The following is a 16372-nucleotide window of genomic DNA, read 5'->3' on the forward strand; positions in this document are numbered from 1 at the left end:
TTCGCTAGGCACTGGCCTGACGGTCTTTCGCCACGTATAAATAAACCGCTGGCAGCACATACAAGGTAAATAAGGTGCCAATGGTCATGCCGGTTGCGATAATTAAGCCCATAGCAAAACGAGACGCGCCGCCTGGGCCACTGGCGAGTAGCAGTGGCAACGTGGCTAACACGGTCGCTGCGGTGGTCATTAATATAGGCCGTAAGCGAATGGCCGCAGCTTCCTCAATTGCGTCGCGCTTACTGCGACCTTCTTCCTGCAATTTGTTGGCGAACTCAACGATCAAAATACCATGCTTGGCAATGAGGCCGATGAGGGTAACTAGACCAACTTGCGTATAAATATTCAATGAAGTGATCCCTAAACTTACGAATATTAATGCGCCGCAGATACTCATGGGCACCGTCACTAATACGATCAGTGAGTCGCGGAAACTTTCAAATTGCGCTGCCAATACAAGGAAGATAATGACTAACGCGAAAAAGAAAGTAACCAATAGTTGTTGGCCTTCGTTTTTAAACTGTCGCGACTGACCCGCATAGTCAATCACAACGCCTGCAGGAATACGCTGTGCGGCGATAGTGTCGAGTATCGACAATGCTTCGCCAAGCGACACCCCAGGGCGCGGAATACCACTAATCGTCACGGCGTTCAGTTGCTGAAAGCGACTTAACTGTTGCGGCTGTACTGATTCCTGCAAATCGACTAACGCCGACATGGGTACCAGTTCACCATCGCGATTGCGCGTGTAAAAATGCGTAAGTTGATCGGCGGTAAGTCGTTCACTGCGCTGCACTTGCGGGATGACTCGGTAGGAGCGATTTTCCAGCGCAAAGCGGCCAATGAAAGGGCCCGCTAACATCGCCGCTAAATCGGTCGATATCTGGCTCATATCGACACCCATCAAAGCGGCTTTCTCACGATCGACTTTCACAGTTTGGCGCGGACGATCAATACGCAAATCGTTATCGAGCATAATGAAGCGACCCGATTCCATTGCCTCGGTCATGATCTCGTTCGCAATGTCTTGTAGATTCTCAAGAGGCTGTGTCGAACTGATGACAAATTCAACGGGCAGACCACCACCAGGACTCGGTAACGACGGTGGAATGAGGGCAAATACGCGCAGCCCCGGAATGTTCTCGATAAACGGCTGAATGTCTCGTTCTAGCACTTGTTGAGTTGTCCGCTCACGCTGTGACCATGGCGCTAAACCGAGGCCGGTACCCGCACTACCGGGACCGAGCATACCGTTAATCACGAAGGCCATGTCAATTTCGTCGACATCACGTTCAAGCTGTGCGAACTGAGCGCTGTTCTTTTCAATATAATCGAGCGTGGCGTAACTGTCTGCCTGACTAATGGCAAAGACAAAACCCAGATCTTCTTGTGGCTCAAGTTCTGAATTACTCGTGACGAACAAGAAATAACAGGAAATGAGGATAATTGAACCAAACACGACCAATACCGCTTTGGTTTCAAGGGCGCTGTGGAGCTTTTGCTGATAACTATCTTTCAGTCGATTAAAGCGAACGTCCAACCATTGCTCGAAACGCGGACGCTTACCTTGATCGCGAGAACGCAGCATGCGCGAACACATCATCGGGCTGAGGGTTAGGGCGACAACGCCGGAGAGAATGACGGTACTCGCTAGGGTAAAGGCAAACTCAACAAACAACGTACCGGTTAAGCCACCAATAAATCCGATGGGTACAAACACGGCGACCAGTGTTGTTGACATAACGATAACTGGGCCAGTGAGTTGGCGTGCGCCCAAGAGCGATGCGTCCATTCGCGACATGCCATTCTCGATGTGCCGCTGAATATTTTCGAGCATGATAATCGCATCATCGACCACGATGCCGATGGCTAAAACCATCGCTAACAGGGTTAGCAGGTTGATTGAAAAGCCAAGGGCTAGCATCGCCATGAAGGTTCCGATTAACGAAAGTGGAACCGCGACAGCTGGAATAATCACGGATCGAAGTGAACCCAAAAATGCATAGATAACCGCAAGCACGATAACTAAGGCGAGCAGAATGGTCATCATGACTTCGTCGATGGCGTTCTCAATATACTCCGTCGAGTCGTAAGAAATACTGGCGTCGAGACCCTGGGGTAGTTGCGGAATAATATCGCGAAACCAAACTTCGCGAACAGCCGCAATGACGTCGAGTGCATTCGCATCTGGGGCTATTTCAACACCGATAAAGGTCGCTTGTTCACCGTTATACAGAGCCGACGCCTCATAATTCTCGGAGCCGAGTTCGATGTCGGCAATATCACCAACGCGGACCACGGAGCCATTATCGGCACGGACAATGAGGTCGCGAAAGGCTTCAACACTGCGTAAATCAGTGTCGGCAACCAGATCGATTGCAACCATACTGCCTTTGGTGCGGCCGAGTGTCGAAAGTACATTATTGGCTTGCAGTGCGCGCAAGACGTCCGAGCCGGTGATGTCACGTGCGGCCATGCGCTGGGAATCCAGCCAAATCCGCATCGCGAATGTTTGGGCACCGAGAATTTCAGCGCGTTGAACCCCGGCAATGGTCGAGAGCTGGGGCTCGATGACTCGGACGAGATAATCGGTAATTTGATTCGCTTCGAGAATATCGCTGTAGAAGGATAAATACATAGATGCGACGTCTTGACCGACGGAAAGCTGAACGACTGGGTCGAGTGCGTCCTCCGGCAGATCGGAGCGCATTTTATTCACTTCAGCAGCAATTTGCGTGAGGGCATCGTTGGGGTCGTAGTCAAGGCGCAGAAAAGCTTGAATTGTGCTCATCCCGGCCGTTGAACTGGAAACAATGTAGTCAATACCTTCGGCAGCAGCAATCTCGCGTTCGAGCGGGGTGGTAATGAACCCTTGAACTAAGTCGGCATCCGCACCGATGTATTGCGTTGTTACTGTTACCGCTGCATTGCGAATCTCAGGAAACTGACGCACATTTAGATCAAGTGCAGCTCGCAAGCCGATCAGTAAGATCAGCAGGCTAATGACAGTCGCTAAAACCGGCTTGCGAATAAAAATTTCAGTAAATTTCATCACCAACCTCGCTTATCGGTTTGCCGGTTGTGGGTCGGTACTGGTTGCAGGTTGAAGCTCAGGATCGTCGTTAATTTTTACGACCGCCCCATTGCGCAACTTTAGGAGTCCTGATGATGCGACCCGATCACCTTCCTCGAGCCCTTCGGTAATCTCAACCATGTCACCACGCGATTGACCCGTGCGCACAAGGCGTTGTTGCACAATTAATTCGTCCCCTTCTTCTTCAATCATAAAAACAATATTGCCAAAGGGATTAAACTGAATTGCTGTGCGCGGGATCATCAGCACGTCACGAGCTTCTTCACTATCAATACGGACCCGTGCGAACATCCCAGCACGTAGCTTTTGCTCTGGGTTTTCGAATTGAGCTTGTATTTGAATGGTCCGGGTCGACTCACGCACCGAAGGCTCGATAGCGCGGATTTCGCCGCTAAAACGTTCACTCGGATAGGCATCAACTTCTGCGGAGATGGTTTGGCCGCGAACGATGTCACTTAAAAATCGTTCTGGCAGGGTGAAATTTAAATAGATAGGATCGAATGACTGAATGCTAACGAGCTCGCTACCTGGGGTCACATATTGACCCAAGTTTACGAGTCGTAATCCAGCAACGCCGGAAAACGGAGCACGAATCGTTTTCCGTTCGATCATGGCGTCTTGCATCGCTAACGCTGCGCGTGCTTGTGCAACTTGGCTTTGTTGCCGGCGCAGTTCAGATTCAGAAACTTCTTGTCGAGCAAACAAGGGTTCTAAACGAGCAGCTTCGGTTTCCGCAATCGCAAGTGCAGCGGCTAGGCGTTCGCGTTCAGCTTGCTCCACTCGGTCATCGAGGATAAATAACACTTGTCCTTGTTCAACGATGTCACCATTGTTAAAACGAATCGACTTAATTTCGCCATCGATTTGGGCAGGGATCATGGCGCCATTGACGGGGCGGAAGTTACCAATGGTAGGAATGGAGTCGACCCAACGATCGCGAACGACTTCATTTGCGGTAATCGTCGCAGGTGGGGTTGGCATGTTATCGAAGAACTGATTCATGAAGTGATTGCCAACCGCTTTATAGCCGAAAATCAATCCAAATAGGAGTGCAGTGCCAATCAACATGAGGATCATTCGCTTTAACATAAGTACTTCCAATTCAATTCGAGACGATGGGCTTGTGTACGTGTATTCTAACGAAAAAGAACATTAAAAATCTGATAAATTAGACGAGCGACCATGGACTCAAAACTGACCACAAGTGAACTAAATACGAGTCATCGAAATAAGTTCTGCTAGTCGACTTTCGAGATAGTGTGCTTAATTGGAACTCATAGTAAATGAGGAGTGAATATGAACCCCTGGGATGAGCGTTACAGTAAAGATGACTATCATTATGGCACGCAGCCAAATGACTTCTTAAAAGCGAACGCAACGACGCTGCTGAGCGACCAAAACAGTCCTCAAGTTCTTTGCCTTGCTGATGGTGAGGGACGAAATAGTGTCTATCTCGCCGAACTAGGGGCACAAGCGACGGCTGTCGATATTTCGCTCGTAGGCCTTGAGAAAGCAAAACAATTGGCGGCTCAGCGAAAAGTCTCTTTGACGACTTTACATGCCGATCTGAGTACGCATCGATTTCCCTCAAACACCTATGATGCGGTAGTGATGATATTCTGCCACATGCCTTCCGCTTCACGCCCATTCCTGTATGAACAGATAAAGAACACGCTTAAGCCCGGAGGCAGGTTACTCGTTGAATGTTATAACGAAGCGCAGTTGGGCAGAGGAACCGGAGGGCCGCCGGTTGCTGACCTGATGTTAAGTCTCGAGGAGTTAAAGCACGAATTCTCAGCTTTTGACGTGCAACATGCGCTTGATGTGGTGCGGCCGATTCACGAAGGACAAGGGCATACCGGAGAAGGATCCGTTTGCCAGTTTATCGCGGTGAAGCCAGATGCAGGTTAACACCTGCCCATGCGGGCTTCCGCATGATTACAATGACTGCTGTGGTCGGTTTCATGGTAACCAAGTGGCAACGACACCAGAGCAATTGATGCGCTCGCGCTTCAGTGCCTTTGCGCTGGGGCTAACCGACTACCTGTTGGCTACTTGGCATCCACGCACGCGACCGCAGCTTGATCTTCGTGATAATCCAGAGTGGGTGAAGCTGGAAGTCTTGGACACTTGGCAACGTGACGATACTGGCTTTGTTCATTTCCGTGCGTTTTATCGGGCTGACGGTGAGTTGGGGATGTTAGAAGAAAAATCGGATTTTGTCCGCGAGAATGGCATCTGGTTTTACGTCAAAGGTGATTATTCAGATTGAGTGATTGCGATGTGGGGTCATCTAACCGTTGGATTTCTTCGTATTTATGACAAATACACTGCCAAAAACTAGGCTACCATGAAATCTGTAGAAACTCCGGCGGACTTGTCGCGCATTATCGAAATGGCTTGGGAAGACCGGACACCTTTTGAAGCGATACAAACAAATTATGGTTTAAATGAGCAGGATGTTATTCGGCTTATGCGCAAAGAACTCAAGCCACAGTCGTTTCGGCTTTGGCGTAAGCGCGTCAGCGGCAGAGTAACGAAACATTTGCAGCTACGCTCACCTAAAGTATCTCGAGCCTACTGCTCGACTCAATATAAGCGCTAACAAGGAACTTATAATGTCCGTCAATACGACTAAATCCCAGCAATTTATCGGTCTACTGGCATGGCTCGCTTTGCTGTTCGTTGTTGCGGCCGTTGGTAGTTTAGGTTCATTGAATGCGCCAAACTTTTATGCCGAATTGAGCGTGCCGAGCTGGGCGCCACCGGGCTGGTTGTTCGGCCCCGTGTGGACCACCCTGTATACGATGATGGCGATTGCCAGCTGGCTGATTTGGCGTGAGTATGGCTTTTCCGCTACAAGTAAACGTGCGCATTTAGCTAATTTTGTGCAGCTGGCGCTGAATATGCTCTGGAGCTGGTTGTTCTTTGCTTGGTATTTCGGTGCCGTGAGTTTTATCGAAATAGTCTTCTTGTGGTTAGCGATTGTGCTGACGATTATTCAGTTTTGGCGCCTGAACCGCGTCGCCGCGGTGCTACTGGTTCCGTATCTCGCTTGGGTAAGTTTTGCGGCGGTGCTCAATTTTTCGATTTGGCAGCTTAACCCGGGTGTTTTGTAAGTCATGACGAACCGAATCAAAGCGTCTATTTTACGCCATCCTGAGAAAACGATGGCAGACACATTGAGGCAGTTAGCTCAGCGTGCGCAGTCCTACACGGCTGCGGATGTTTATGGTCGCGGTGAGTTGATTGCAGATTTCGAAGCAAAAATGGCGCATCTGCTTGGAAAGCCCGCCGCGTTATTTTTGGCCAGTGGCACCTTGGCACAGCCGATGGCGCTGAAAATTCATAGTGAACGATGCGGAAAAGTTGGCGTTGCGATGCACCCAACCTCGCACTTGGTTCTGCATGAACAAGACGGTATCCAAAAACTCTGGGGCTTGCAGGTGGTGTTAGCTGGAATGACCGATCAGGTTGTTCGTCTGGCCGATCTTCAGGCGCTGCAGCCCGCGGAGCTTGCTGCCGTTCTGTTGGAACTTCCCATGCGTGAAATTGGCGGGCAGCTGCCGCGTTGGGAAGAACTGAAAGCTCAAGTGCAATGGGCCCGAGAGCATGATATTGCCATTCATTTTGATGGCGCGCGGTTATGGCAATGTCCAGCGTATTATCAACGCTCATTGGCAGACATTTGTGCTTTAGCGGATTCCGTCTATGTCAGCTTGTATAAAGATCTAGGTGGCATCGCTGGTGCGATTCTAGCTGGAGACGAAGACTTTATTGCCCAAGCTCGAATTTGGAATCGGCGCGCCGGCGGTAATTTGATTTCTTTTTATCCGTATATACTCGCTGCCGAGCAAGGACTCGACGACAACCTCGCGGCCATTGATGACGCTGTGCGTTACGCCCAGAGTCTTGGACCGCTACTAGCCACAATTCCCAGCGTTCAGGTCAACCCAGAGCAGCCGCAAGGCGCGATGTTTCATTTGCACATCGGCCATGATCACGCTGCGGTTATTGCGGCAACAGAACGTTATGTCAACAAACACGGCATATTGGTGTTGCCGAAGCCTCGCAACGGCGACCCTAGTTACGCCGTGTGCGAAATTAGTGTTGGCCGCAGCACCATGGCGCACCCGCCGGAGTTTTGGTTAAAACACTTGTCTGCTTGTCTTGAGACGATTGATCAAAACTAGTTGAACTTATGTAATCAAGTGACGTTGTACAGGCAAGTGTGTTGTTAAGGTGTCGATATGCTAAACATGGATTTCTCTCAAAAAATTGTTGTGCGCAGTGGCGAATTTATCGATGAGCATGGTCGCTACCCGGCGGGATCTTGGCTGCGCAGCCCACATCTGAGTCAACACACACCGTTTGTTGAAGAAGAAACGATCATTTATGTGAAGACAGGCCACTTACCCGTTGGTGATTAAGCTGCACATCAATCAAGCAGGGTAGCTGCGGATACTTTTTCAGCGTGATGTGTCGCAATCAGGTATAATTGCTTTTTTTAGCTTCGGGCCAAGTGCCTGCACAAACAAAGGCGCTTGCACGTGACTGACTCATCATTACTTTTCTCATCGTTGCCGTTTTCTTCAGAACAGCTCGCGACATTAGAAACCCTTGAGTATACGCAAATGACGCCGGTACAGGCGCAGAGTTTGCCATTGATCTTGGCGGGTCGTGATGTATTGGCACAGGCGCAGACCGGCTCAGGTAAAACCGCTGCGTTTGCCCTAGGCCTGCTGGCCAAAGTGGATGTTGCTGCTTACCATATTCAAGGTGTTGTGATGTGCCCAACACGTGAGCTGGCAGAGCAGGTCGCCGAAGAAATTCGTCGCTTGGCGCGTAATCAAGCCAACCTCAAAGTGCTGACACTCTGCGGTGGCGTCCCGGCGCGTGCACAAGCGCTGTCCTTGCAACATGGCGCCCACATTATTGTTGGGACGCCAGGCCGAGTACTCGACCATTTAAACCAAGAGCGGCTTGACCTAACCCGTGTCCATACCTTAGTTCTGGATGAAGCAGATCGCATGCTGGATATGGGTTTTCAAGAAGAACTCGATAAAATTGTCGCTGCCATTCCGGCAACGCGTCAAAGCCTCATGTTTAGTGCAACCTTTCCCGCCGAAATCGCGTCACTGGCGAAGAAACTCATGCGCTCGCCGGAGCATATTGTTGTTGCCGAAGTGCGTGTGGACGACGCGATTGAACAAGTGTTTTATCAGGTGAGCAGCAGGCAACGTGAAGATGCAGTAATGCAATTGCTGCTCGAGCGGCAACCGAAGAATGCGATTCTCTTTTGTAACACCAAGCGCGACACCCATGAGCTTTACACCGTTTTGCGTAATCATCAGTTTAGTGTGATGGCGCTGCATGGCGACCTAGAGCAAAAAGACCGAGAGCAAACGCTCATGCTGTTTAACAACCAGAGTGTCCGAATTCTGGTGGCAACCGACGTCGCAGCCCGTGGCTTGGATATTAAAGCACTCGACTTAGTGATTAACGTCAATCTTGCGCATGACGCCGATACCCATATTCATCGCATTGGCCGGACCGGTCGCGCCGGTGAAAAGGGGCTGGCGATTACGCTCATCACGGATGCTGACGCTTATAAATTTAGCCTGTTGCAGGACGCGTTGAAACAGCATGTAGCCCTGCTGGCGTTACCGACTAGTTCCGACCTGCAAAACCAGCCGCAAGCGGCGGAAATGGCCACTATTCAGATTCTTGGTGGTAAAAAAGACAAGCTTCGTCCCGGCGATATAGTCGGTGCCTTGACCAAAGATAACCGGATTGATTTTGACCATGTGGGTAAAATCAATGTGCAAAGTCAGGTGAGCTATGTGGCCGTGCGCCGAAATTCCGCTAAACAGGCGCTGACCGTGCTGACCAATGACAAGTTAAAAGGCCGACGTTTTCGGGCACGTTTACTCACTTAAGGCCGATATCCTTTGTAATTTGCCGCCAAAACACGTAGATTACGCGCCTATTTTTTGTTCGGGTGTGTAATCGTGATTTCTGCTGCAAATGTCACCATGCAATTTGGTGCTAAACCTCTGTTTGAAAATATCTCTGTTAAATTTGGCGAAGGTAATCGCTACGGCTTGATTGGCGCGAATGGTTGCGGCAAATCAACCTTTATGCGGATCCTTAGTGGTGAGCAGGAACCGTCCACCGGCAATGTGTCGATTGAACCGAATATGCGGGTGGGTAAATTACGCCAAGACCAATTTGCTTATGAGCAGTTTAGTGTGATTGATACGGTGATCATGGGCCATGAGGAATTATGGCAGGTGAAAGCCGAGCGGGATCGCATCTATAGTTTACCGGATATGAGCGAAGACGACGGTATGCGCGTCGCCGATTTGGAAGTTGCTTTTGCCGAAATGGATGGGTATACCGCTGAATCACGCGCTGGTGAGCTGTTAATTGGTGTCGGTATTCCGCTTGAACAGCATTATGGTTTAATGAGCGAAATCGCGCCGGGCCTTAAATTACGTGTGTTGTTAGCTCAGGTGCTTTTTTCTGAGCCTGATATTATGCTGCTCGACGAACCAACCAACAACTTGGATATCAACACCATTCGTTGGTTAGAAGACGTGTTGAATCAGCGCCAAGCAACCATGATTATCATTTCGCACGATCGTCACTTCTTGAATAGCGTGTGTACGCACATGGCCGATATTGATTATGGTGAACTTCGTGTTTATCCAGGTAACTACGAGCAATATATGTTTGCCGCCACTCAGGCTCGCGAACAACTCTTGAATGAAAATGCTAAAAAGAAAGAAAAGATTGCTGAACTGCAGCAGTTTGTCAGCCGTTTCTCGGCAAACGCTTCGAAAGCAAAACAAGCGACATCGCGCGCCAAGCAAATTGATAAAATCCAGTTAGCCGAGGTGAAAGCGTCAAGCCGGGTTAGTCCATATATTCGCTTCGAACAAGAGAAGAAATTATATCGTCTGGCTCTCGAACTGGAAGACGTGTCGAAATCCTTCGATGATCATCAAGTCCTCAACGACATCAGTGCGATGATCGAAGTTGGCGAGAAAGTGGCGATCTTGGGCGCTAACGGCATTGGTAAAACGACTTTGCTGAAATGTTTAATGGGGCAATATAAAGCAGACAGCGGCCTGATTAAATGGTCAGAGAACGTCAATATTGGCTATTACGCGCAGGATCATTCGGACTGGTTCAAAGAGAAAATCACGGTGTTTGAGTGGATGAGTCAGTGGAAGCAACCGCATCATGACGAGCAAGCGATTCGCGGGGTGCTTGGGCGCATGTTGTTCTCGCAAGACGACATTAAAAAGCCGGTCACCATTCTTTCTGGTGGCGAAAAAGGCCGGATGATTTTTGGTAAGTTAATGATGCAGCGTCCTAACGTATTAATTATGGACGAACCGACCAACCACCTTGATATGGAATCGATCGAAGCGCTTAACTTAGCGCTTGAAGATTATGACGGTACTTTGCTGTTTGTCAGTCACGATCGTGAATTTGTATCCTCCATCGCCACGCGAATCATTGAACTAACCGAGCAGGGTATGCGTAATTTCTCAGGAACCTACGAGGATTACTTGCGCGAGCAGGGCGCTTAAGCCGCGACATTTCTGCCGTGGCGCCGACCTAGCCGCGCTTGAGATCCTGTGCCTATAATGCAGAGCGTCTTTAGCGAGGGAAGGGTCGGTGCGCGCTATGTTAAAAATGAAGTTTGTGTTGCTCACGAGCCTAGTGATCGTGGTTGGCTATTTGGTCTGGCAAACATGGCAAGGCCCGGTTGTTCAAGCGTATACCGTGCAACGCGCACCATTAGTGCAAACTGTTGTTGCAGCTGGCCGTGTAATGAATGAGGCGCGCTTACAGGTTGGCACTGAAGTCACAGGTATGGTTGTCGCTCGGTACGTTGCTGAGGGTGACCGTATTCAAGCGGGCGATGTGCTGCTGGAGTTACGCGCGGAAACGCTGGATGCTCAGCTTCGGCAAATTCAAACTGCACTTCGTGAACTAAACAGCCGACTTCGCCCGCAAGCTGCGGCCGAGCTTGAGCGCGCCGCGATTGAGCTGGCCCAAGCAGAGCGCGAGAGTCACCGCCGCTATGAACTGTGGCAGGCCGCATTGCTTGCTGAAGAGGCTTATGAGCAGGCTCAGCGTCTTGAGCGCCTAGCGCGGGTGAATCTGACCAATGCTCAACTGCAGGTTGCGGCATTGGCCGTCGGCGGTACCGAAGAACAACGCCTGCAGGCTGAGCTTGCGGCATTGCAAGCGCAACGCGAGAAAGCGACCCTCCGCGCCCCTGCCGCCGGTACTATCCTCACCCGTCATATCGAAACGGGTGATATTGCCCAACCTGGACAAACGCTGTTCACGGTCGCCCTCGACGGTGTTCTGGAAGTTCGAGCACAACTTGATGAGCGCAACTTAGGGCTGTTAGCCTTGCAGCAAGACGCCACGATTATCGCCGATGCTTATCTGGATCATCCATTTGCTGCGGTTGTAACTTATATTGCACCCGCCATTGACCCTGAACGTGGAACCATTGAGGTTCGCTTGCAAGTGGCCGAATCGAACGAGTTGCTCCGTCAAGATATGACGGTGTCGGTCAATATTGAAACAGCAAGGCGCGACGCGACGCTTGTTGTTCCCAACGAAGCACTATTACAAAACTCTGGATCGCAAGCCCAGCTCTGGGTCGTGCAAGACCAGCAGGTTGAGCTGCGCACCGTTCGGCTTGGCCTGCGTGGTTTAACTATGACGGAAGTGGTGAGCGGGCTTGCAGCGGGCGACCATGTGATCACCAAGCTGCCGGGCGAGCTTGAAGTGGGGCAACGTGTGCGGATGCAGCTGCAACCATGAAGCGACTCTGGACCGAATGGGTGATCGCGATAGCCTTTCTTCGCGAAGGGCGGATGCAAACCTTGATGATAACGGTTGGCGTCGCTGTGGGTGTCGCGGTTATCGTTTTTGTCAGCGCCTTGATCCAAGGCTTACAAGCTAATGTCATTGACCGTACGCTCGGCACGCAAGCGCATATTCGCCTACTTCAGCCAGATGAACAAAACCGTCTTGCACCTGTTGCAGATGACGTTGTGCAATTTGTCCTTGAAGATAAACGCGCACAGCGCCTGCGCAGTATCAATAACTGGCAGCAAATTGTCGCAGCACTCGACCAGCGTCCAGAGCTCACAGCAGTTTCACCGATTGTTTCAGGGCCGGCTTTTGTGTTGCGCGGCGAAGCGGTTTCATCGGTCGCCTTGGTTGGGATTACGCTCGAGCGCTATCAACAAATCGTACCGCTGCAAGATTACCTGATCAGTGGGCGCTTGAGCATTGCTGCTGATGATGTGTTGATCGGTTCGCAGTTGGCTCAAGATTTGGGTGTTCGAGTGGGTAGTAAAATTCGACTCGACACGGGTCAGCGGGAAAGCCGAGTGGTCAATGTGGCTGGAATTTTTGAACTCGGCGTGCGTGAGCTTGACGCCCGGTATGTTTATTTAGACTTGCGCCAAGCCCAGTCGATGCTCGATCTGGTCGGTGGGGTGACCGTGATTGATTTGCGCGTTGCTGACATATTTACCGCTGAAAACATTGCCCAAAGTATTGGCCGATTGACGCAGCTGCGCTCAGAAAGTTGGATCGTCACCAATTCACAGCTCATGAACGCGTTGAGTGCACAGAGTTTATCGACCAACATGATTATCGTATTTGTTGGGATTTCGGTCGCGTTTGGTATCGCCAGTGTTTTGTCAGTGAGCGTGGTACAGCGAACGCGGGAAATCGGAATTTTGCGTGCCACAGGGGCCAGTCAGTCGCAAATTTTGCGGGTGTTTCTATTGCAAGGTGCGCTGTTTGGCTTATTTGGTTCAGTGGTTGGTGTCGCGGCAAGTTATGCGTTGGTTTGGGTTTTCAATACCTTCGGGCCCGGTTTGTTCTATATCCCCGTTGCCCAGTCGCTGATTGTTTCGGCAGTCAGTCTTGCCACTGTTACCGGTGTCATCGCGGCGGCAATACCTGCGCGTCGAGCAGCGCAGCTCGATCCGGTGGAGGCAATTCGATATGTCTAAGGAAATCATGCGTCTCGAAGCGCTGAAGAAATCCTATAATATCGGTATGCCCAATGAAGTTGAAGTGCTGCATGGTATTAACTTAACGCTCTCGGTTAATGATTTTACCGCACTGGTCGGCCCATCCGGTTCGGGTAAAAGTACCTTGTTAAACATTATGGGGTTGCTCGATCAACCGACATCAGGTGAATTGTATTTGCTCGGCCAAGCGACAGGCTCTATGAGTGAGATGGAGCGAACCCAGTTGCGCGGACGCGCGTTAGGGTTTGTTTTTCAGTTTCATCATTTAATTCAGGCTTTTTCAGCGCTGGATAACGTGTTAATGCCGTTGATGTTACAGCAAGGCAAGCCCGATCACCTTGCCCGCGACCGAGCACGGGAATTGTTAAGCGCAGTTGGGTTGGAAAAATTCAGTGACCGTCGGCCAAATCAGCTATCGGGTGGTCAACAGCAGCGGGTGGCCATCGCGCGCGCATTGGCAACGGATCCGGCGCTGTTGCTGGCCGATGAGCCAACCGGTAACCTCGATTCTAAGTCAGCGGAAGATGTCTTTGCACTCTTTCGCAGAATTCAAAGCGAGCACGACTGTGCTGTCTTGATCGTCACCCACGATCCACGCTTATCTGCACAGTGTGACCGCACCATAAACTTGGTTGATGGCCAGATTGTGGAATAGATGTCGTGAAACACCGTGACAATCAATTGCGCTCATCTTGGCTGTTGAAACAAATTTGGCGACTTTTCGGTGACATTGTTCTTGCTACGCTTTCAGCACTTAATTGACTTAATATCGTTGAGAGCTGAAGGAGCAAGAACATGAGTAGGTACTTGAAGCTGGTCTCGTTATTCATGGTGTGGGCGCTATTACTGAGCTTCCCACTGTTTGCGCAAGCACAAGAGGCGCCCGGCGCGCTGACGTTTGTGATAAAGAATCAGAAAACCGATAGGCCAATTTCAGGCGCCCAGATTACCCTCAGAGAACGTAGGACGAATACCACGCAAACCGTTGAAACCGACGAGCAAGGCCGCGTTGTTGTTGACGATCTGCCACCTGGGCTTTATTCAGTCCGGGTTACCCAAAGCGGATTCGCGCCCGCTTCTGAGCCGAGCCTACGCGTGGTCACGCGCAAAAATGTCATCGCTGAATTTGCACTGGCTGAGCAAGCGATCGAACGACTTGTCGTACAAGGACAACGTGCTGACTCGTATGCTTCGGGCAGTAACACCTATATTGACCGAGAAGGATTGCGCAGCGCCGTTGGCGGTGGTGCCGATCCGCTCTTGTCCCTCGACGGCTTGCCGGGTTTAGCCTCCTCCAGTGAGTTTGCGAGCTTCAGTGTACGCGGACGTGGCCCGCGAGATAATTTAATCTTCGTTGATGAATTCCCGTTTGATAAAGCGATTCACTTTGATGCAACGTTAGGTGAAGAAGAAGATGTTGGCGGTGGTGGCCGTTTTTCAATCTTCGCACCGAATGTCATCAGTGGCGCAGAGTTCTCTCCGGGCGGATGGGGTGCGGCCTATGGCGGACGGTCAGCTTCGTTACTCAAATTAGATGTCGCCAAAGGCAACCCCAGCCCTTCAGCAAGTTTTCGTTATGATCTCGCGGGTTTTGAGGTCGGTTATGATGGCCCAAGTGGGATTACCGACGATGCGACCATGCTTATTTCTGCGCGCCGACTCGATTTTGGTCAATTGTTCGAAATCATTGAAGAGTTAGACATCGGCGAGCCGGTCTTACGCGATATCATCGTCAAATCGGTTATTCCTTTGAACGATCGCAACACCTTAGAAGTGTTGCTAATCGACACACACGAGAAGTATACCCGTGGTGTAACCCATGTCGCTGAATCGCCCAATTTTGAAGATGTGGCGTTGCAAGATTCGGAGCAAGACAGCGATTTGTATGGTTTAACCTTACGGTCGTGGATTGGCGATTCGGCGATATGGACCAACCGGGTATATTATCGCAGAAGTGACAAAATAAGCTCTGAAGGTGAAGCATTTCCTGATCTTGTTCCCGAGGGTTCGCCACCGTCGGATTATCCGGTTCGGGAAAACATTATCACGATTAGTGAAGGTGAAACGGAGATTGGCTGGCGCAGTGATTTCGAAACAGTCAATTCCTGGGGAGTGTTCAGAACCGGTGTGCACGTCACTCAATTGGATCTCAAATACGCAACCGTGCTCGATGGCGATTGGACCCGATTTGTCTATGATAGCGGTGATTTCCGCCCTGATCCCGAGCAGAAGTACATTGTCCTTACCCCAGAGAGCGTGGATTCTTCACTGAATCAAAAAGAAACCAATTATGTTGGCTATGCAGAACAGGTGTTTGAGCGCGGCGATTGGGACTTCACCCCGGGCCTGCGCTTTGAGCGTGATGGTTTTGCTGACGAAAGCCTCGTGTCTCCCCGTTTCAGCGTGAATTGGCGCCCGAGCCGAACGTTTCGATACTTTGCGACCGCCGGATTCTTTTATCAGTCGCCGCGTTTTCTCTACCTCGCCGCGAACGAGTCGAATAGACTTGAGAACGAAAAAATCACGCATACGAGCGTCGGTCTGCAATTCTTCCCGAGTGATCGCTGGTCCGTTTTAACGGAAGCTTACTATCAAAGTCTCGATAATCTGATCGTTGATCTTGACCGAGTGAATGGAACGTTCGCAAATCGCGGTGACGGCTCATCGCACGGCATCGATTTCGTCGTTAACGGTATGATTACGGAAGGCATTTATGCGACGACAACTTATTCATACAACGATGCTGTCATCGACCGCAAAGACGGTCGTGGGGAAGTGCCCTCTGACTTTAACCGTCGTCACGTCGCTACCATTGGTTTAACGTGGGAAATTAGCAATCGCTGGAAAATTGCTGGACGCTACAAATATCTGTCCGGTAGACCGGACGAAAATTTCATTATTCATGCAGACGTGTTGGGACCAGGGGAACCTTTGCGCTACTCTAAAGAGATTATAGAGCGTAACATTGGTCGTCGCAGTGGTTCGTGCTCATTAAACCTTCGCGTCGACTATCGGCGCGCTTTTGGCCCCGTCGATGTCACCGCATTTCTCGATGTAATCAACGTCACCGCAGCATCATCGAGTGATGACACTGAGTTTGATTATCGCCGCGGTGTACAAGTGAAAGACAGCAGCGAAGCGGAGCCCATTATTGGACTGCGATTCGATTACGCTTGGTAAGGGAGAACAACAA

At 50.5% G+C, this 16372-nt stretch carries 13 protein-coding genes and 1 pseudogene; 12 read left to right on the forward strand and 2 right to left on the reverse strand.

What is annotated here, in order from left to right; translation table 11 throughout:
* Positions 1–4: 4 nt before the first annotated feature.
* Positions 5–3052 (reverse strand): efflux RND transporter permease subunit, encoded by a 3048-nt coding sequence (locus LAT77_RS04555; protein ID WP_290563368.1) that lies wholly within the window; start codon positions 3050–3052, stop codon positions 5–7.
* A 12-nt stretch (positions 3053–3064) separates the two neighbouring features.
* On the reverse strand, positions 3065–4183 hold the full coding sequence (locus LAT77_RS04560) for an efflux RND transporter periplasmic adaptor subunit (RefSeq protein WP_290563369.1): 1119 nt from the start codon (positions 4181–4183) through the stop codon (positions 3065–3067).
* Between the two features lie 207 nt (positions 4184–4390).
* On the opposite strand from LAT77_RS04560, the gene LAT77_RS04565 reads away from it, so the two are divergent.
* From LAT77_RS04565 to LAT77_RS04620, 12 genes and pseudogenes are all read left to right on the forward strand, one after another.
* Positions 4391–5005, forward strand: a complete 615-nt coding sequence (locus LAT77_RS04565) for a bifunctional 2-polyprenyl-6-hydroxyphenol methylase/3-demethylubiquinol 3-O-methyltransferase UbiG (RefSeq protein WP_290563370.1) — start codon at positions 4391–4393, stop codon at positions 5003–5005.
* On the forward strand, positions 4995–5366 hold the full coding sequence (locus LAT77_RS04570; RefSeq protein ID WP_290563371.1) for a YchJ family metal-binding protein: 372 nt from the start codon (positions 4995–4997) through the stop codon (positions 5364–5366). Before LAT77_RS04565 ends, LAT77_RS04570 begins: the two co-directional genes overlap by 11 nt.
* Positions 5367–5444: 78 nt before the next feature.
* The gene (locus tag LAT77_RS04575) at positions 5445–5699 is read left to right on the forward strand and encodes a TIGR03643 family protein (RefSeq protein ID WP_290563372.1); all 255 of its coding nucleotides are present in this window, start codon (positions 5445–5447) and stop codon (positions 5697–5699) included.
* A gap of 13 nt (positions 5700–5712) precedes the next feature.
* Entirely contained in the window at positions 5713–6213 is a 501-nt protein-coding gene (locus LAT77_RS04580; protein ID WP_290563373.1) for a TspO/MBR family protein, read from the forward strand.
* A gap of 3 nt (positions 6214–6216) precedes the next feature.
* On the forward strand, positions 6217–7287 hold the full coding sequence (locus tag LAT77_RS04585; protein ID WP_290563374.1) for a low specificity L-threonine aldolase: 1071 nt from the start codon (positions 6217–6219) through the stop codon (positions 7285–7287).
* A gap of 78 nt (positions 7288–7365) precedes the next feature.
* Positions 7366–7524 (forward strand): annotated as a pseudogene (locus tag LAT77_RS04590) (cupin domain-containing protein); the annotation flags it as partial.
* Positions 7525–7644: 120 nt separating this feature from the next.
* Entirely contained in the window at positions 7645–9033 is a 1389-nt protein-coding gene (gene dbpA, locus LAT77_RS04595; RefSeq protein ID WP_290563375.1) for an ATP-dependent RNA helicase DbpA, read from the forward strand.
* 72 nt (positions 9034–9105) lie between these two features.
* Positions 9106–10695 (forward strand): ABC-F family ATPase, encoded by a 1590-nt coding sequence (locus tag LAT77_RS04600; RefSeq protein WP_290563376.1) that lies wholly within the window; start codon positions 9106–9108, stop codon positions 10693–10695.
* A gap of 97 nt (positions 10696–10792) precedes the next feature.
* Positions 10793–11950, forward strand: a complete 1158-nt coding sequence (locus tag LAT77_RS04605; protein WP_290563377.1) for an efflux RND transporter periplasmic adaptor subunit — start codon at positions 10793–10795, stop codon at positions 11948–11950.
* Positions 11947–13158: an FtsX-like permease family protein gene (locus LAT77_RS04610; protein WP_290563378.1), complete on the forward strand. Its 1212-nt coding sequence runs from the start codon at positions 11947–11949 to the stop codon at positions 13156–13158. The genes LAT77_RS04605 and LAT77_RS04610 overlap by 4 nt, the downstream gene beginning before the upstream one ends.
* Positions 13151–13834, forward strand: coding sequence for an ABC transporter ATP-binding protein (locus LAT77_RS04615; protein WP_290563379.1), 684 nt, complete (start codon positions 13151–13153; stop codon positions 13832–13834). Before LAT77_RS04610 ends, LAT77_RS04615 begins: the two co-directional genes overlap by 8 nt.
* Before the next feature lie 140 nt (positions 13835–13974).
* Complete coding sequence (locus tag LAT77_RS04620) at positions 13975–16359, forward strand: TonB-dependent receptor (RefSeq protein ID WP_290563380.1); 2385 nt, start codon at positions 13975–13977, stop codon at positions 16357–16359.
* Positions 16360–16372: the final 13 nt, after the last annotated feature.

Source organism: Aliidiomarina sp., from assembly GCF_022565475.1.
GTDB lineage: Bacteria > Pseudomonadota > Gammaproteobacteria > Enterobacterales > Alteromonadaceae > Aliidiomarina.

Coding starts and splice junctions, on each gene's coding strand:
- LAT77_RS04555 (WP_290563368.1), bottom strand. CDS start 3,052: ATGAAATTTACTGAAATTTTTATTCGCAAGCCGGTTTTAGCGACTGTC.
- LAT77_RS04560 (WP_290563369.1), bottom strand. CDS start 4,183: ATGTTAAAGCGAATGATCCTCATGTTGATTGGCACTGCACTCCTATTT.
- LAT77_RS04565 (WP_290563370.1), top strand. CDS start 4,391: ATGAACCCCTGGGATGAGCGTTACAGTAAAGATGACTATCATTATGGC.
- LAT77_RS04570 (WP_290563371.1), top strand. CDS start 4,995: ATGCAGGTTAACACCTGCCCATGCGGGCTTCCGCATGATTACAATGAC.
- LAT77_RS04575 (WP_290563372.1), top strand. CDS start 5,445: ATGAAATCTGTAGAAACTCCGGCGGACTTGTCGCGCATTATCGAAATG.
- LAT77_RS04580 (WP_290563373.1), top strand. CDS start 5,713: ATGTCCGTCAATACGACTAAATCCCAGCAATTTATCGGTCTACTGGCA.
- LAT77_RS04585 (WP_290563374.1), top strand. CDS start 6,217: ATGACGAACCGAATCAAAGCGTCTATTTTACGCCATCCTGAGAAAACG.
- LAT77_RS04605 (WP_290563377.1), top strand. CDS start 10,793: ATGTTAAAAATGAAGTTTGTGTTGCTCACGAGCCTAGTGATCGTGGTT.
- LAT77_RS04610 (WP_290563378.1), top strand. CDS start 11,947: ATGAAGCGACTCTGGACCGAATGGGTGATCGCGATAGCCTTTCTTCGC.
- LAT77_RS04615 (WP_290563379.1), top strand. CDS start 13,151: ATGTCTAAGGAAATCATGCGTCTCGAAGCGCTGAAGAAATCCTATAAT.
- LAT77_RS04620 (WP_290563380.1), top strand. CDS start 13,975: ATGAGTAGGTACTTGAAGCTGGTCTCGTTATTCATGGTGTGGGCGCTA.